Origin of the sequence: Streptomyces sp. NPDC093094 (assembly GCF_044754345.1) — a bacterium.
Lineage (GTDB): Bacteria > Actinomycetota > Actinomycetes > Streptomycetales > Streptomycetaceae > Streptomyces.
This window is the reverse complement of record NZ_JBIVOX010000005.1, coordinates 402,249-416,327: the sequence shown is the minus strand read 5'-3', so window position 1 is coordinate 416,327 and position 14,079 is coordinate 402,249. Positions and strand designations below refer to the sequence as shown.

The following is a 14,079-nucleotide window of genomic DNA, read 5'->3' as shown; positions in this document are numbered from 1 at the left end:
GCACTGACAGCCGCACACGCAGAAAAGCCCCGCCGAGGCGGGGCCATTCAGGTGAACGGGGCGGTCAGGCCAGAGGCACCGGGTGCAGCGCGGTGGGCCAGGTCATGCGGATCTGCCCGCCGTTCTCCCCGGCGGTGACCTCCACGTCGTCGACGAGGCCGCTGATGACCGCGAGGCCCATCTCGTCCTCCTCGGCGTCCGGGTCCTCGCCGGCGGCGCCGGGAGCCCGGTCGCCGGGAGAGGAACGCGGCGCCTCGTCGCCGACCTCGATGGAGAACTGCTTCTCCTCCTCGACCAGCAGCACCTTCACGGGCGCGGCGATGCCGGCGCTCTGGTGCAGCCCGACCGCTCTGGTGCATGCCTCGCCGACGGCGAGTCTCACCTCGTCGAGGACGGCCTCGTCCACCCCGGCCCTGCGTGCCACCGCGGCCGCCACCAGCCGGGCGGTCCGCACGTGCTCGGGCAGCGCGCTGAAGCGGAGTTCGACGGTGGCCATGCATCCCCCTCAAAGCTACGGGCGTGCTGTCGAGGGCCGGGCCGCCGAACCGACCGGTCCTCCGGTGGAACTGTGCGGAGCCGGGCCGCGCGGGCCCGGCTCCGGTGATCAGTCGGTCGCCGCCACCGCCTCCTCGACCGAGGTGTGGATCGGGAACACCTTGGTCAGGCCGGTGATGCGGAAGATCTTGAGAATGCGCTCCTGGTTGCACACCAGGCGCAGAGAGCCCTCATGGGCACGCACGCGCTTCAGTCCGCCGACCAGCACGCCGAGACCGGTGGAGTCGAGGAAGTCCACGCCCTCCATGTCGACGACGAGGTGGAAATTCCCGTCGTTCACCAGCTCGACCAGCTGCTCACGCAGCTTGGGCGCGGTATATACGTCGATTTCGCCACCGACCTCGACGACCGTACGATCGCCGACGGTACGGGTCGACAGGGACAGGTCCACGGATCCTCCAGCACCTTGCTATCGAGCGGTCGCCCCTCGGGGCACTCGGCTTGAAGCCCCCAGGACTGTTCGCCAGCCGCGATGGCATTCAATCACTTACCGGCAGGCGTGCACGACGCCTTGAGCCCATTGTCCGTCACTCCAGTGACACACTCGGTGCCGATGGCCAAGAATCACCGATCCGATCGACACCCGACGGACCCCGCGCCGCATCAGGCCCCGGGCACGGTCCTGGACCGGCTCGCCTCGGGTCCGAGCCGGGCTTCGCGCATCACTCATACGGAGCACTTGCCCCCGCGCGAGGGCCGCCATGCCGTCTGGCCGGACCGGATCTCGTCGGAGGTCGTCGCGGCGGTGCGCGCCGCGGGCGTCGAGCACCCCTGGGAGCACCAGGCACGCGTCGCCGAGCACGCCCTGGACGGCGATTCCGTGGTCGTCGCCACCGGCACCGCCTCGGGCAAGTCGCTGGCCTATCTCGTCCCCGTGCTCTCCACCCTTCTGGATGGTTCCAGAGCGCCGAACGGCCGTGGGGCCACCGCCCTGTACCTGGCCCCCACGAAGGCGCTCGCCGCCGACCAGTGCCGTTCCGTGCGGGAGCTGTCCCGGCCGCTGGGCAACGCGGTGCGCGCGACGGTGTACGACGGCGACACGCCGTTCGAGGAACGCGAGTGGATCCGCCAGTACGCCAACTACGTCCTCACCAACCCGGACATGCTGCACCGCGGCATCCTGCCCTCCCACCCCCGCTGGTCCTCCTTCCTCAAGGCGCTGAAGTACGTCGTCATCGACGAGTGCCACACCTACCGGGGTGTCTTCGGCTCCCATGTCGCACAGGTGCTGCGCCGACTGCGCCGGCTGTGCGCGCGTCACGGCGCGTCCCCCGTGTTCCTGCTGGCCTCGGCGACCGCCGCCGAGCCCGCCGTGGCCGCCCGCCGCCTCACCGGCCTGCCGGTGGTGGAGGTCGCCGACGACGCCTCACCCCGAGGGGAACTGGTGTTCGCCCTCTGGGAACCGCCGCTGACCGAGCTGCAGGGCGAGAAGGGCGCGCCGGTACGCCGGACCGCCACCGCCGAGACCGCCGACCTGCTCACCGATCTCACCCTCCAGGGCGTCCGCAGCGTCGCCTTCGTCCGCTCCCGGCGGGGGGCCGAACTGATCTCGGTGATCACCAAGGAGCGGCTGGCCGAGACCGACCGCTCCCTGGTGCGGCGCGTGGCCGCCTATCGCGGCGGCTACCTCCCCGAGGAGCGCCGCGCCCTCGAACAGGCCCTGCACTCCGGAGAGCTGCTGGGCCTCGCCGCGACCACCGCGCTGGAGCTCGGCATGGACGTCTCCGGCCTCGACGCCGTCCTCATCGCCGGTTACCCGGGCACGCGCGCGTCCCTGTGGCAGCAGGCCGGCCGCGCGGGCCGCTCCGGCCAGGGCGCCCTCGCCGTCCTGGTCGCCCGCGACGACCCGCTGGACACCTATCTGGTCCACCACCCCGAGGCCCTCTTCGACCGGCCCGTGGAGTCGACCGTCCTCGACCCCGACAACCCCTACGTCCTCGCCCCGCATCTGTGCGCGGCCGCCGCGGAGATCCCGCTCACGGACGAGGACCTGGAGCTGTTCGGGCCTGCCAGTGCCGGCCTGCTGCCGCAGCTGGAGGCCGCCAAGCTGCTGCGCCGCCGTACGAAGGCGTGGCACTGGACGCGCCGGGAGCGGGCCGCGGACCTCACCGACATCCGCGGCGGGGGCGGCAGCCCCGTGCGGATCGTCGAGGCCGGCACCGGCCGTCTGCTCGGCACGGTGGACGCCGGCGCGGCCCACACGACCGTCCACGAAGGCGCCGTCCATCTCCATCAGGGCCGTACCCATCTGGTCCGCTCCCTCGACCTGGACGACTCCGTCGCCCTGGTCGAGGAGGCCGCCCCGCCGTACTCCACCGTCGCCCGCGACACCACCTCCGTCTCCGTGCTGGAGACGGACACCGAGATCCCCTGGGGCGAGGGCCGCCTCTGCTACGGCTCCGTCGAGGTCACCAACCAGGTCGTCTCCTTCCTGCGCCGGCGTCTGATCACCGGAGAGGTGCTGGGCGAGACGAAGCTCGACCTCCCTCCCCGTACGCTCCGCACCCGCGCGGTGTGGTGGACGGTCACCGAGGACCAGCTGGACGAGGCCCGCATCAACCCCGAGATCCTCGGGGGCGCCCTGCACGCCGCCGAGCACGCGTCGATCGGGATGCTGCCCCTCTTCGCGACCTGCGACCGCTGGGACATCGGCGGTGTGTCGGTCCCGCTCCACCCCGACACCCTCCTGCCCACGGTCTTCGTCTACGACGGCCACCCCGGCGGCGCGGGATTCGCCGAGCGCGCCTTCCGCACCGCCCGCGCCTGGCTCACCGCCACCCGCGAGGCCATCGCCTCCTGCGAGTGCGACGCCGGCTGCCCGTCCTGCATCCAGTCCCCCAAGTGCGGCAACGGCAACGACCCGTTGCACAAGCGCGGTGCCGTACGGCTGCTCACCGTCCTGCTGCGCGGAGCTCCGCCGGAGAAGCCCGGGGACGGGGAGACAGGCTCCGGGGAGGCCACCGGGGCGAAGAACGCCTAGGAGGGCCTCCCAGGGGGTGCCAGGGCTCTTCCAGGAGGATCCGGCGCCGGGGGCCCTGCCGGTCCTGCCCGGGCTCTGGCCTCTGCCGTGAACGGCCCCCGCGCGGACTCGGCCGTCACATCCGAGATCTCGCCGTCCAGGGAGCACCGTACGAGCCGTGCGCCCTGGGCCCGGGCCACGCGGGCGGCGTGCCCGCAGGCCGCCGTGCCGCCCTCGGGCCGGTGGTCCGCCGCGGCCAGCGCAGCCATGTCGGCAGCGCGCGCGGCGTGCTGCCGGACCACGACGGCCTGCCCGAGTACGAGCACCCCACCGAAGACGGCGCACAGCACGGCGATCACACCGATGCCCCAGACGGTCGCCGACCCCCGGTCCGAGCGGCACGGATCCGCCCCCCGGCCGATGCCGTACGGGCTCTTCCCCGGGCCGACGCCGTACGGCCCGGGGAGCGGTGTCCCCGATCCGCCGGAAGGCGCTCTCACGATTCCACCCCCACCGTCTCCTCGGCGGCCGCCACGGCCTCCTCCCGCACCTCGAAGGGCAGCCCGCCCAGGAAGCGCGGTTTTGCCACCACGACGACCCGCACCAGGTCGCCCTCCCGGCTGACGGTGACCCGCGCTCCGGACGGCGCGGCCCCGCGGGCCACCCGGGCGACCGCGCCCTCGGGGTCCTGCCGGGCCGCAGCGCGGGCGCCCGTCCTGGCCGCGTCCATGCACCGGATCTGCGTGGCCACCGCGAGCAGCCCCCACACGAGTGCCATCGCGAACATGACCAGCACCGGCAGCACCACAGCCGACTCCGCCGTCACGAACCCCTGGTCCGCCGGTCGTTCACATCGCCTCATCGAGCGCCCGCTTCACGACGGCCTGCAGCTCCGCGCTGACCTGCCCGCTGGTGACGACCTTGTAGAGCACCACCGCGAAGGCGGCCGCCGCGACGATGCCCAGCGCGTACTCCGAGGTCACCATTCCCGCGTCCCGCCCCCGCGACCGGCACCAGCCGCGCATCCCGCACACCAGGGCACCCAGCCGCGCCCGCACCACTCCGTACATCTCGACCCCCGTGAGGTTCCTTGTCCCTGTCCATCGCCATCGGCACTGCTGAACTGCGTCACTGCTCTCTGCGTCGGTTCGCTGCCGCCGATCCGCAGTCATCGGTCATCGGTCATCGGCCATCCGCGGTCATCGGCATCGGTCCGCCGTCATGGGTCCGCCGTCATGGGTCCGCCGTCATGGGTCCGCCGTCATGGGCCTCCTCCCAGCGCCTCGCCCGCCAGCCCGATCACCACCGGCAGTACGCCGATCGCGATGAAGGCGGGCAGGAAGCACAGCCCGACCGGCGCGGTGACCAGGACCGCCGCGCGTCTCGCCCGTGCTGTCGCGGCGCGCGTCCGGTCCGCGCGGGCGTCAGCCGCGAGCCGGGCGACGGGACCGGCCGCCGGAAGTCCGAAGACGTCGGCGCGTTCCAGCAGTCTCGCCAGGCCCCGGGCGCCCGGGAGAGCGGCGAGCCCGCGCCAGGCGGCGGACGGTTCCCCGCCGAGCCGGACCTCCGCCGAACCACGGGCGAGCGCCTCTCCCACGGGGCCGCCCAGCGCCTCCCCCACCGCCTGGGCCGCGAGCACCGGACCGGCTCCGGCGGCGATGCAGGCTCCCAGCAGATCGGCTGCCAGCGGGAACTGACGTGCCGCCAGCGCGACTTCACCGGCGTCGAGCTCCGGTCCGCTGTCATCGGCCTTCGCCGGCCGCAGCCGCCATCGCCACAGCACGCCTGCGGCGGCCAGTCCGACCAGCACTCCCGTGAGCCCTCCGACCAGCACCCATCCTGCGCACGCCACTCCGGTCGGCGCCGACCATCTCCGCAGAGCGGAGGCCGGCCGTGGGCGCGTCCTCCGGCCCGCCGCCGACTCCAGGGCGCACAGCCCGGCCAGCCTGCGCCGGACTCTGCGTTCGTGCCTCGCTCCGGCCAGCCGGTGGACGGCCCAGACCAGCGCGGCTCCCGCGCCCAGCGCCACCCACAGCCTGTGGACGATCTCCTGCCCTTCCTGGCTCACTCCGCCTCCGCTCCCCGCACGATCCGCAGCGCCCACCACAGGCCCACGCCCTCCAGCAGCCCGCCGGCCAGCAGGCAGACCAGCCCCGCTCCCGTGTGCAGCAGGACCCGCAGCGGGTCCGTGCCGAGGGCCGCGCCGAGCAGCAGGCCGAGCACCGGCAGCCCGGCGAGCATCAGTGCCGTGGAACGCGCACCCGCCAACTGGGCCCGCAGGTCGGCGCGCTGGTCGCGCTGGACCCGCAACGCCCCTTCGAGCCGGTCGAGTCCGGCCGCCAGTCCGGCGCCCTGGTCCACGGCCACCCGCCAGCACGCGGCGAGGCCGAGCAGTCCCTCGGCACCCGGCCTGCGCGCGGCGACCGCAAGTGCCTGGGGCACGTCCCCGCCGAACCGGGCTGCCGCCAGCACCGCGGACCGCGCCTCACCGAGGCCGCCGGACTCCTGCGCGGCGCGCAGCAGCGCCTCACCCGGCTGCCGTCCGGCCCGTACCTCCCCTGCGAGCACCCCGCACAGGGCGATGACCGAGTCCCCGCGGCGTTCCCGGGCGCGTCGTGCCTCCCGGGCCAGCCGGACCCGCCTCAGCAGCGGCAGCCCGGCCGCCCCCGCGACGGCCGGCAGCACCGAGGTCCCCAGCACGGCCAGCACGAGTCCCACGGCGGGCGCCCACCACTCGGGCCGTACCCGCCCGTGCGCCTCACGCAGACGACGGGCCGGCCCAGGCCGCTCGGGCGGTCCCGTCCCCACCGCTTCGCCGCCCGCCAGGAGCAGGTGCGCCCGCCGCGCCCCTGACCGTCGTTCCCCGGCCGGCCAGGCGGCCGCCGTCGCGCAGACCAGGGCCGTCACCGCCCCCACCTGGGTCATCGAGCTCATGTGTCCTCTCCCCTTCCTCCGCTGCCGCCCGCGCTCTCTTCCGCCGGCGCCCGCGATCCCGTCAGGCAGTCCTCCCGGAGCAGCTCCCGCAGCCGCTGCCAGCCCGGCTCGCGCACGAACGCCCGCGCGCCCCACCGCAGTGCGGGCACCGTCCGCACCAGTCCCGCCGCGTCCCGCTCCAGCACATGCAGCTCGGCGATCCGCCGGCGCCCGGCGCTGTCGCGCACCAGGTGCAGCACCACCGACACGGCGGCGGCCAACTGGCTGTGCAGCGCGGCCCGGTCGAGTCCGGCGGCGGTGCCGAGCGCCTCCAGGCGGGCGGGCACGTCGGCGGCGGCGTTGGCGTGGACGGTGCCGCCTCCGTCGTGACCGGTGTTCAACGCCGCCAGGAGATGCACCACTTCGGGCCCGCGCACCTCGCCCACGACCAGCCGGTCCGGCCGCATCCGCAGGGCCTGACGCACCAGGTCCTCCAGCGTGACGCGGCCGGCTCCCTCCTGGTTGGCGGGTCTGGCCTCCAGGCGCACGACGTGCGGATGGTCGGGCCGGAGCTCGGCCGAGTCCTCGGCGAGGACGATCCGCTCGTCCGGCCCGACGAGGCCGAGCAGTGCGCTGAGCAGCGTCGTCTTGCCGCTGCCGGTGCCGCCGCTGATCAGGAAGGAGAGCCGGGCCCGCAGCAGAGCGCGCAGGACGCGGTCGCCGCCGGGCGGGACCGTGCCGGCCGCGACGAGTTCATGGAGTGTGAAGGCGCGCGGCCGTACCACCCGCAGGGCCAGGCAGGTGCAGCCGACCGCGACCGGGGGCAGCACCGCGTGCATCCGGGTGCCGTCGGGCAGCCGGGCGTCCACCCAGGGCCTGGCGTCGTCGAGGCGGCGCCCGGCCACCGCGGCCAGCCGCTGCGCGAGCCGCCGCACCGCCGCGGCGTCGGAGAAGGCGACCCCCGTCAGCTCCAGGCCGCCGCCGCGGTCGACCCAGACCCGGTCGGGTGCCGACACGAGCACGTCGGTCACGGACGGATCGGTGAGCAGCGGCTCCAGCGGCCCGCTGCCGATGAGCTCCGAGCGCAGCTGTTCGGCCGTGCGGAGCACTTCCGCGTCGCCGAGCACCCGCCCCTGCTCCCGCAGAGCCTGCGCCACCCGCGCGGGTGTCGGTTCCGCACCGCTCTCGGCCAGTCGTCTGCGCACGCCCTCCAGCAGCACGGCGGCCGGTTCGGCCCCGCTCTCCGCCGCGAGCCGCCGCCGTACGCCCTCCACCAGCGCATCGGCCGGTTCCGTACCGCTCGGCGGCAACCGTCGCCGCGCGTCCGCGCCCTCCCGCGTCCGCGGACCCCCGAACCCGGGCAGCGTGCTCATGCCGCCTCCGCCTCGATCAGGGCCCGCTCCCAGAACTCCCTGCAGAACCGGGCCAGGGGGCCGCGGCCGCCGGCCCCCGGCGGGTTCTTCCCGCCGCCCGGGCGCAGCAGCGCGGACTCCACGGGGACCTCGCCGATCAGAGGCAGTCCGAGCAGCCGGGCGATCTCGCGCTCGTCGAGTCCTGGCGCGTACGGCCCGCGGACCGCGACGCGGAGGTCGCGCAGGACCATGCCGAAGGCGGAGGCCACGCGTCCGGCGGCGGCCACGGCGCGCAGCTCGGCGGGGACGACCAGAATGCCGACGTCGAGCTGGGCGAGGGCCTCGGCCACGCCGTCGTCGAAGCGGCGCGGCAGGTCGACGACCACGGTGCCGCCCCGGCGTCTGGCGGCGGCGAGCACCGCGCGGACGGCCTGGGGCGGGACGGCCACACGATCGCCCCGGTCCCAGCTGAGGACCCGCAGCGCGTGCACCTCGGGCAAGGACTCCTCCAGCGCCCCGCTGCCGACCCGCCCGCGGGATCCGGCGAAGGCGGGCCAGCGCAGCCCCTCGGTGGTCTCCCCGCCGAGCAGCACGTCGAGCCCGCCGCCGAGGGGGTCGGCGTCCACCAGCAGGGTCCGCAGTCCTTCCCGCGCGGAGGTGACGGCGAGCGCGCACGCGAGCGTGGAGGCACCGGCACCGCCGCGGCCACCGATGACGCCGACGGTGAGAGCGGGCCGGCCGACGCCCTCGGCGACATCGGCGATGCGGTCCACCAGCCACTGTTCGCCGTCGGGGAGCATCAGCACGTGGTCGGCGCCGATCTCGACGGCGCGGCGCCAGACACCGGGATCGTCCTGGTCACGGCCGACCAGCACGACTCCCCGCCGGCGTGCCGCGCCGCGCGCCCGGCGGGCGGCGTCGTCCCCGACGAGGACGAGCGGTGCGGACTCCCAGCCGTCGCGGCGCTGCGGCACCGAGGGACGGACCTCGGGTGTGGCGCCGGCGGCCGCGCACAGCCGCAGCAGGTCGTCCAGCAGACGGGCGTCCTCGGTGACGATGAGCGGCCTGCTCTGCCGGCCTCCCGCGGCGGGCGGCGGATCATGTGTGACGACATCGGTCATGGCGCGGCTTCCCCCTTCGCTGTGTGTCCCGCGGGGCCCCTGCGGCCCCGCGATTCCCATCCGTGCGGAGAACCGGTCGACCGGCCTCCATATGAGCGGCCGGAAGAAACCGGCCAAACGCGTCCGACAAACGGAAGAGGTCACGAACTCGCCGCGATCGGGGCGCGCTGGAATCACGGTGGAGCGAACCCCGAAATCTTGTGGATCTTGGTCAATAACTGTGGACGGGAGCGTGGTTGTGAATATCGCCTTCACCCATACCGGTGACCCCTGCACCATCTCCTGTGCGACTTCCGCAGAGCAGTCCGACGGCTACACAGCGTGACGGATCATGGATACGACGAAGAGGCGGCCGAAGCCGCCTCGATCCGGCCCTCACGGCCGTGCACAGAGAGGAAAAACCCACCCGGACATGCGACGACCCCCGCCGGGGGGGAGAGCGGGGGTCGTCCCCACGGCCGACTCGGGGGGGGAGGAGTCGGACCGGGTTAGCACGGTCGCGAACGATCCGTGACTTCCATGGTGTACCCGAGAGCCTTCTCAGGCAAACCCACACACCCCACCTTACGCCGAATGGGCTGCGCCTATGCTCAGGGTCGTGGAAAACCACTCGATGCCCCGCACAGCCGCCTTCTTTGACCTGGACAAGACGGTCATTGCGAAGTCGAGCACGCTCACCTTCAGCAAGTCGTTCTACCAAGGCGGTCTGATCAACCGCAGGGCCGCCTTGCGCACCGCATATGCCCAGTTCGTGTTCCTCGTCGGCGGCATGGACCACGACCAGATGGAACGCACCCGCGAGTACATGTCCGGGATGGTGCGCGGCTGGAACGTCCGGCAGGTCAAGGAGATCGTCGCCGAGACCCTGCACGACATCGTCGACCCGATCATCTACGACGAGGCCGCCTCCCTCATCGAGGACCACCACACCGCAGGCCGCGACGTCGTGATCGTCTCCACGTCGGGCGCGGAGGTCGTCGAGCCGATCGGCGAGCTGCTGGGCGCGGACCGGGTGGTCGCCACCCGCATGGTCGTAGGGGACGACGGCTGCTTCACCGGGGAGGTGGAGTACTACGCCTACGGCCCCACCAAGGCGGAGGCGATCCGGGAGCTCGCGGAGTCGGAGGGGTACGACCTCTCACGCTGCTACGCCTACAGCGACTCGGCGACCGACCTGCCGATGCTGACGGCCGTGGGGCACCCGCACGCCGTCAACCCGGACCGCGCGCTGCGCCGGGAGGCGCTGGCACGGGGATGGCCGGTACTCGACTTCCACCGGCCCGTACGGCTCAAGCAGCGGCTGCCCGCCTTCTCCGTACCGCCGCGTCCGGCGCTCGTCGCGGCCGCCGCGATCGGCGCCGCGGCCGCCACCGCGGGGCTTGTCTGGTACGCCAGCCGCCGTCGGGCGTCGACGGCCTGACCGGCGATTTCCTCCATCGGGCGTCGACGGCCTGACCAGCGCTTTCCTCGCCTCCAGCCGCGCCGTCCGCCCTTGACGCCCTTTTCGACACTCTTTGAACCCAAAAGTAAAGAAGTGCGGTCAGGGGTTCCGCTTGCTCCCGACCTGGAGTAGAAAGGAATCAACGGCCCGCGAGACCAAGGACATCCGAGAGGATCACCTTCATACGCATCTGGCCCCACGGACCGAGCATGAACACCGGGCACCCACGCGACGTCGACCCGTCGATTACGGGCCAGCCGCACCAGGCCACGGGCAAAGATCCCGGCCTGATGGGCGACATATCGAGGACGCTTGGTAACCGGGTGAACATGCCAGCGGCGGTACGAGAACTCGTACCGCCGCAACTCTGTCCGGCCCCCGGGAGGGGGCCTTTTCCACGGGACGCCTACGCCGCACCCCGCTGAAGCGCCTCACAGACGGCCGTCGACTCGCGCGCCCCCAGCTCGACCGCCCTGCCGCAGTGGGCGATCCAGGCCGCCATCCCCTCGGGCGTACCGGAGACATAGCCGTCGAGCGCCGCCAGATAGGACGCGCGGCCCAGGTCGGCGTGGCCGACCTCGGCCGGGCAGACGGACTTGGGGTCGAGACCGCTGCCCACGAGGACGATCCGCTCGGCCGCGCGCGCGACGAGGCCGTTGTGCGAGACGAAGGGGCGCAGCGCCATCAGCTCGCCGTGCACCACGGCCGCGGTGACCAGCGCGGGGGCCGAGCTGCCCGCGACGATCAGGTCGGACAGCCCCTCCAGCCGGGCGGAGACCTCGTCCGCGTCCGGCAGGTCCAGCTCCACCAGCGGCTCCGCGACCGGCTCACCGGCCAGACGCGGACGCCCCACCCGGTCGGCGTCGTCCGCCGCCGCCACGAGGTGCAGCCGGGCCAGCACGCGCAGCGGGGTCTGCCGCCAGATCGACAGCAGCTGGCCCGCCTCCGCGGTCAGCCGCAGCGCGCCGCCCATCACCCGCGCCTCGTCGTCGCCGCTGAAGTCGGTGCGCCGGCGCACCTCCTCCAGGGCCCAGTCCGCGCCGGACAGCGCAGCCGAACCGCGGGCGCCGCGCAGCGCCGCCTCGGAGGTGATCTCGTTGCTGCGGCGGCGCATGATCCGGTGTCCGTAGACCCGGTCCACGCTTTTGCGCACGGATTCGACGGACTCGGCCACGCCGGGCAGTGCGCCCAGGGCCGCGAGCGGATCGGCGGTCGCGCCTGTCGTACTCATGGGTACGACAGTACGCAACCGGCACGCAGACCCCACGAAGGAGTGGTCTTCTTCACGTCCGGCCCCCCGGGACGAGCCATGCGCCACTACGCTTACTGAACATGAAAATTGCTTTCGTCGGGAAGGGCGGCAGCGGCAAGACGACCCTGTCCTCCCTGTTCATCCGCCATCTGGCGACCACCGGAGCGCCCGTCGTCGCGGTCGACGCCGACATCAACCAGCATCTGGGGGCCGCGCTGGGCCTCGACGAGGCGGAGGCCGCCGGCCTGCCCGCGATGGGCGACCGGCTGCCGCTGATCAAGGACTACCTGCGCGGCAGCAACCGCCGTATCGCCTCCGCCGAGACGATGATCAAGACGACGCCGCCCGGCGAGGGTTCCCGGCTGCTGCGGGTCCGGGAGAACAATCCGGTCTACGACGCCTGCGCCCGTCCGGTGGAACTCGACGGCGGGGCCGTCCGTTTGATGGTCACGGGCCCCTTCACGGACGCCGACCTGGGGGTCGCCTGCTACCACTCCAAGACCGGAGCGGTGGAGCTGTGCCTGAACCACCTCGTCGACGGCCCCGACGAGTACGTCGTGGTCGACATGACGGCGGGCTCGGACTCCTTCGCCTCGGGCATGTTCACCCGCTTCGACATCACGTTCCTCGTCGCCGAGCCGACCCGGAAGGGGGTCTCCGTCTACCGCCAGTACAAGGAGTACGCCCGCGACTTCGGCGTCGGCCTCAAGGTCGTCGGCAACAAGGTGCAGGGCCAGGACGACCTCGACTTCCTGCGTGCCGAGGTCGGGGACGACCTGCTCGTGACGGTGGGGCACTCCGACTGGGTGCGCGCCATGGAGAAGGGACGGCCGCCCCGGTTCGAGCTCCTGGAGGACGTCAACCGCCGCGCCCTGCGCACACTGCAGACGGCCGCCGACGCGACGTACGAGCAGCGCGACTGGGAGCGCTACACGCGCCAGACGGTCCACTTCCATCTGAAGAACGCCCAGTCGTGGGGCAACGAGCGCACCGGAGCCGACCTGGCCGCGCAGGTCGACCCCGGCTATGTGCTCGGCGAGAACGTCACCCAGCCGGTGTGACGTCCTGCGGCGTCCGCCGCCCGCGGAGCTCCGCCCGAAGGGGCGCCGGCTTCTACCGCTGGACCGCCGGGGCTCCGGGCACTCCCTTCGGCGCCGGAGCCGGGCCGCCCGACAGGAAGGACTCCCAGCCCTGCTTCGGGGCCTCGCCGACGGTCAGGGTGCGCAGTCTGTCCAGCGTGTCCGGGTCCTGGGCGTCCAGCCAGTCGGCGAGCTGCCGGAAGGACACACAGCGCACCTCCTGCTTGGTGCACACCTGCTCGATGACCTCCTGGACGGCGCGCATGTAGGTGCCGCCGTTCCAGGACTCGAAGTGGTTGCCGATGATCAGGGGCGCGCGGTTGCCGTCGTAGGCCCGCCGGAAACCGGCCAGCAGGCCGTCGCGCATCTGGTCGCCCCAGAACCGGTACTTGCCCGGGTCGCCCTGGGTCGTGGTGCCCGACTGGTTGACCATGAAGTTGTAGTCCATGGTGAGCTGCTCGAACGAGCGGCCGGGGAAGGGCACCAGCTGCATGGACAGATCCCACAGCCCTTCCTTCTTGCCGGGCCAGACCTGGTTGTTGACGCCGCTGGTGTCGTAGCGGAAGCCGAGCTCGCGGGCGGCGAGGCGGAAGTTCTGCTGCCCCTCCAGACAGGGGGTGCGGGCGCCGATGAGCTCCTTGTCGTAGTCGAAGGGCAGCGGGGCCGCCTTCTCCAACCCCGTATTGGTCTTCCAGGACTTCACGAAGTGCTTGGCCTGGGCGATCTCGTCCTTCCACTCCTCGACCGACCACTCGCCGACTCCGCCGCCCTTGCCGCAGAAGTGGCCGTTGAAGTGGGTGCCGACCTCGTTGCCCTCCATCCATGCCAGACGCAGCTGTTCGACGGTGTCGGCGATGCCCTGCTCGTCGTTGAAGCCGATGTCGGAACGGCCCGGGGAGTGCTGCGGGGGCCTGTAGAGGTCGCGCTTCTCCTCGGGCAGCAGGTACACGCCGCTGAGGAAGTAGGTCATGGTGGCGTTGTTGTCCTTGGCGACCTGGCGGAAGTGGGAGAACAGCCGCTGGCTGTCCTCCCCGGCTCCGTCCCAGGAGAAGACCACGAACTGCGGAGGCTTCTGACCCGGCTTCAGCCGCTCCTGCCGCGGCAGATGGGGCTGTGCGCCGGTGTACGCGGTGGAGCCGTCGCCGATGAGGCGGACCACGTTCCTGGGCGCCGGAGCCGGCTTCGCCTTCTGCGGCCCGGAGACCCCTCCGGTCGTACCGTCGGTGCCGAGTCCGCAACCGGCCAGTGACGCGGCACAGGCCGCGACGGCCACGGCGCCCGCGGCGATCCTCTGGGTGGCGGCCATGTCCGCCCACCTTCTTCCTTCTCTCGGTGCCAACGCTGATGACGACATCTGCGAGGTGACGCGCCGGGACGAGCCGGCGGCGCCGCAAAAGTCGCACGGGA

14 protein-coding genes are annotated in these 14,079 nt (G+C 73.0%); 3 read left to right on the top strand and 11 right to left on the bottom strand.

Features of this window, described 5'->3' with window-relative positions; genetic code table 11:
* Positions 1–64: 64 nt before the first annotated feature.
* Positions 65–496 (bottom strand): ATP-binding protein, encoded by a 432-nt coding sequence (locus ACIQGV_RS12990; RefSeq protein ID WP_402493859.1) that lies wholly within the window; start codon positions 494–496, stop codon positions 65–67.
* 108 nt (positions 497–604) lie between these two features.
* Positions 605–946 (bottom strand): anti-sigma factor antagonist BldG, encoded by a 342-nt coding sequence (gene bldG, locus ACIQGV_RS12985; protein ID WP_010986038.1) that lies wholly within the window; start codon positions 944–946, stop codon positions 605–607.
* 81 nt (positions 947–1,027) lie between these two features.
* Between bldG and ACIQGV_RS12980 the strand changes: the two genes are divergently transcribed.
* Positions 1,028–3,535 carry a DEAD/DEAH box helicase gene (locus ACIQGV_RS12980; protein WP_402493856.1) on the top strand — a complete coding sequence of 836 codons (2,508 nt, stop codon included), beginning with the start codon at positions 1,028–1,030 and terminating at the stop codon, positions 3,533–3,535.
* Here ACIQGV_RS12980 and ACIQGV_RS12975 read toward each other — a convergent pair.
* The 7 genes from ACIQGV_RS12975 to ssd form a co-directional block, all read right to left on the bottom strand.
* Positions 3,532–3,936 (bottom strand): Rv3654c family TadE-like protein, encoded by a 405-nt coding sequence (locus ACIQGV_RS12975; protein ID WP_402494120.1) that lies wholly within the window; start codon positions 3,934–3,936, stop codon positions 3,532–3,534. The genes ACIQGV_RS12980 and ACIQGV_RS12975 overlap by 4 nt on opposite strands.
* A gap of 74 nt (positions 3,937–4,010) precedes the next feature.
* Positions 4,011–4,376, bottom strand: coding sequence for a TadE family type IV pilus minor pilin (locus ACIQGV_RS12970; protein WP_402493855.1), 366 nt, complete (start codon positions 4,374–4,376; stop codon positions 4,011–4,013).
* The gene (locus tag ACIQGV_RS12965) at positions 4,363–4,584 is read right to left on the bottom strand and encodes a DUF4244 domain-containing protein (RefSeq protein ID WP_402493852.1); all 222 of its coding nucleotides are present in this window, start codon (positions 4,582–4,584) and stop codon (positions 4,363–4,365) included. Before ACIQGV_RS12965 ends, ACIQGV_RS12970 begins: the two co-directional genes overlap by 14 nt.
* Positions 4,585–4,775: 191 nt before the next feature.
* Positions 4,776–5,582 carry a type II secretion system F family protein gene (locus ACIQGV_RS12960; protein ID WP_402493850.1) on the bottom strand — a complete coding sequence of 269 codons (807 nt, stop codon included), beginning with the start codon at positions 5,580–5,582 and terminating at the stop codon, positions 4,776–4,778.
* The gene (locus ACIQGV_RS12955; protein ID WP_402493848.1) at positions 5,579–6,448 is read right to left on the bottom strand and encodes a type II secretion system F family protein; all 870 of its coding nucleotides are present in this window, start codon (positions 6,446–6,448) and stop codon (positions 5,579–5,581) included. Before ACIQGV_RS12955 ends, ACIQGV_RS12960 begins: the two co-directional genes overlap by 4 nt.
* Positions 6,445–7,800: a TadA family conjugal transfer-associated ATPase gene (locus ACIQGV_RS12950; RefSeq protein ID WP_402493845.1), complete on the bottom strand. Its 1,356-nt coding sequence runs from the start codon at positions 7,798–7,800 to the stop codon at positions 6,445–6,447. The genes ACIQGV_RS12955 and ACIQGV_RS12950 overlap by 4 nt, the downstream gene beginning before the upstream one ends.
* Positions 7,797–8,900, bottom strand: a complete 1,104-nt coding sequence (gene ssd / locus ACIQGV_RS12945; protein ID WP_402493843.1) for a septum site-determining protein Ssd — start codon at positions 8,898–8,900, stop codon at positions 7,797–7,799. The genes ACIQGV_RS12950 and ssd overlap by 4 nt, the downstream gene beginning before the upstream one ends.
* Positions 8,901–9,486: 586 nt before the next feature.
* Here ssd and ACIQGV_RS12940 point away from each other — a divergent pair.
* On the top strand, positions 9,487–10,320 hold the full coding sequence (locus tag ACIQGV_RS12940; RefSeq protein ID WP_402493840.1) for an HAD family hydrolase: 834 nt from the start codon (positions 9,487–9,489) through the stop codon (positions 10,318–10,320).
* 427 nt (positions 10,321–10,747) lie between these two features.
* Here ACIQGV_RS12940 and ACIQGV_RS12935 read toward each other — a convergent pair whose 3' ends face one another.
* Positions 10,748–11,572: an oxidoreductase gene (locus tag ACIQGV_RS12935; protein ID WP_402493839.1), complete on the bottom strand. Its 825-nt coding sequence runs from the start codon at positions 11,570–11,572 to the stop codon at positions 10,748–10,750.
* Between the two features lie 101 nt (positions 11,573–11,673).
* On the opposite strand from ACIQGV_RS12935, the gene ACIQGV_RS12930 reads away from it, so the two are divergent.
* On the top strand, positions 11,674–12,654 hold the full coding sequence (locus ACIQGV_RS12930; protein WP_402493837.1) for an ATP-binding protein: 981 nt from the start codon (positions 11,674–11,676) through the stop codon (positions 12,652–12,654).
* A gap of 52 nt (positions 12,655–12,706) precedes the next feature.
* Here ACIQGV_RS12930 and ACIQGV_RS12925 read toward each other — a convergent pair whose 3' ends face one another.
* Positions 12,707–13,978, bottom strand: coding sequence for a hypothetical protein (locus tag ACIQGV_RS12925; protein ID WP_402493835.1), 1,272 nt, complete (start codon positions 13,976–13,978; stop codon positions 12,707–12,709).
* Positions 13,979–14,079 lie beyond the last annotated feature (101 nt).

Bases quoted from the DNA above. Each gene is read 5' to 3' on its own strand.
- ACIQGV_RS12990 (WP_402493859.1), bottom strand. From the start codon at position 496: ATGGCCACCGTCGAACTCCGCTTCAGCGCGCTGCCCGAGCACGTGCGG.
- ACIQGV_RS12980 (WP_402493856.1), top strand. From the start codon at position 1,028: ATGGCATTCAATCACTTACCGGCAGGCGTGCACGACGCCTTGAGCCCA.
- ACIQGV_RS12970 (WP_402493855.1), bottom strand. From the start codon at position 4,376: ATGAGGCGATGTGAACGACCGGCGGACCAGGGGTTCGTGACGGCGGAG.
- ACIQGV_RS12965 (WP_402493852.1), bottom strand. From the start codon at position 4,584: ATGTACGGAGTGGTGCGGGCGCGGCTGGGTGCCCTGGTGTGCGGGATG.
- ACIQGV_RS12955 (WP_402493848.1), bottom strand. From the start codon at position 6,448: ATGAGCTCGATGACCCAGGTGGGGGCGGTGACGGCCCTGGTCTGCGCG.
- ACIQGV_RS12950 (WP_402493845.1), bottom strand. From the start codon at position 7,800: ATGAGCACGCTGCCCGGGTTCGGGGGTCCGCGGACGCGGGAGGGCGCG.
- ssd (WP_402493843.1), bottom strand. From the start codon at position 8,900: ATGACCGATGTCGTCACACATGATCCGCCGCCCGCCGCGGGAGGCCGG.
- ACIQGV_RS12940 (WP_402493840.1), top strand. From the start codon at position 9,487: ATGCTCAGGGTCGTGGAAAACCACTCGATGCCCCGCACAGCCGCCTTC.
- ACIQGV_RS12935 (WP_402493839.1), bottom strand. From the start codon at position 11,572: ATGAGTACGACAGGCGCGACCGCCGATCCGCTCGCGGCCCTGGGCGCA.
- ACIQGV_RS12930 (WP_402493837.1), top strand. From the start codon at position 11,674: ATGAAAATTGCTTTCGTCGGGAAGGGCGGCAGCGGCAAGACGACCCTG.
- ACIQGV_RS12925 (WP_402493835.1), bottom strand. From the start codon at position 13,978: ATGGCCGCCACCCAGAGGATCGCCGCGGGCGCCGTGGCCGTCGCGGCC.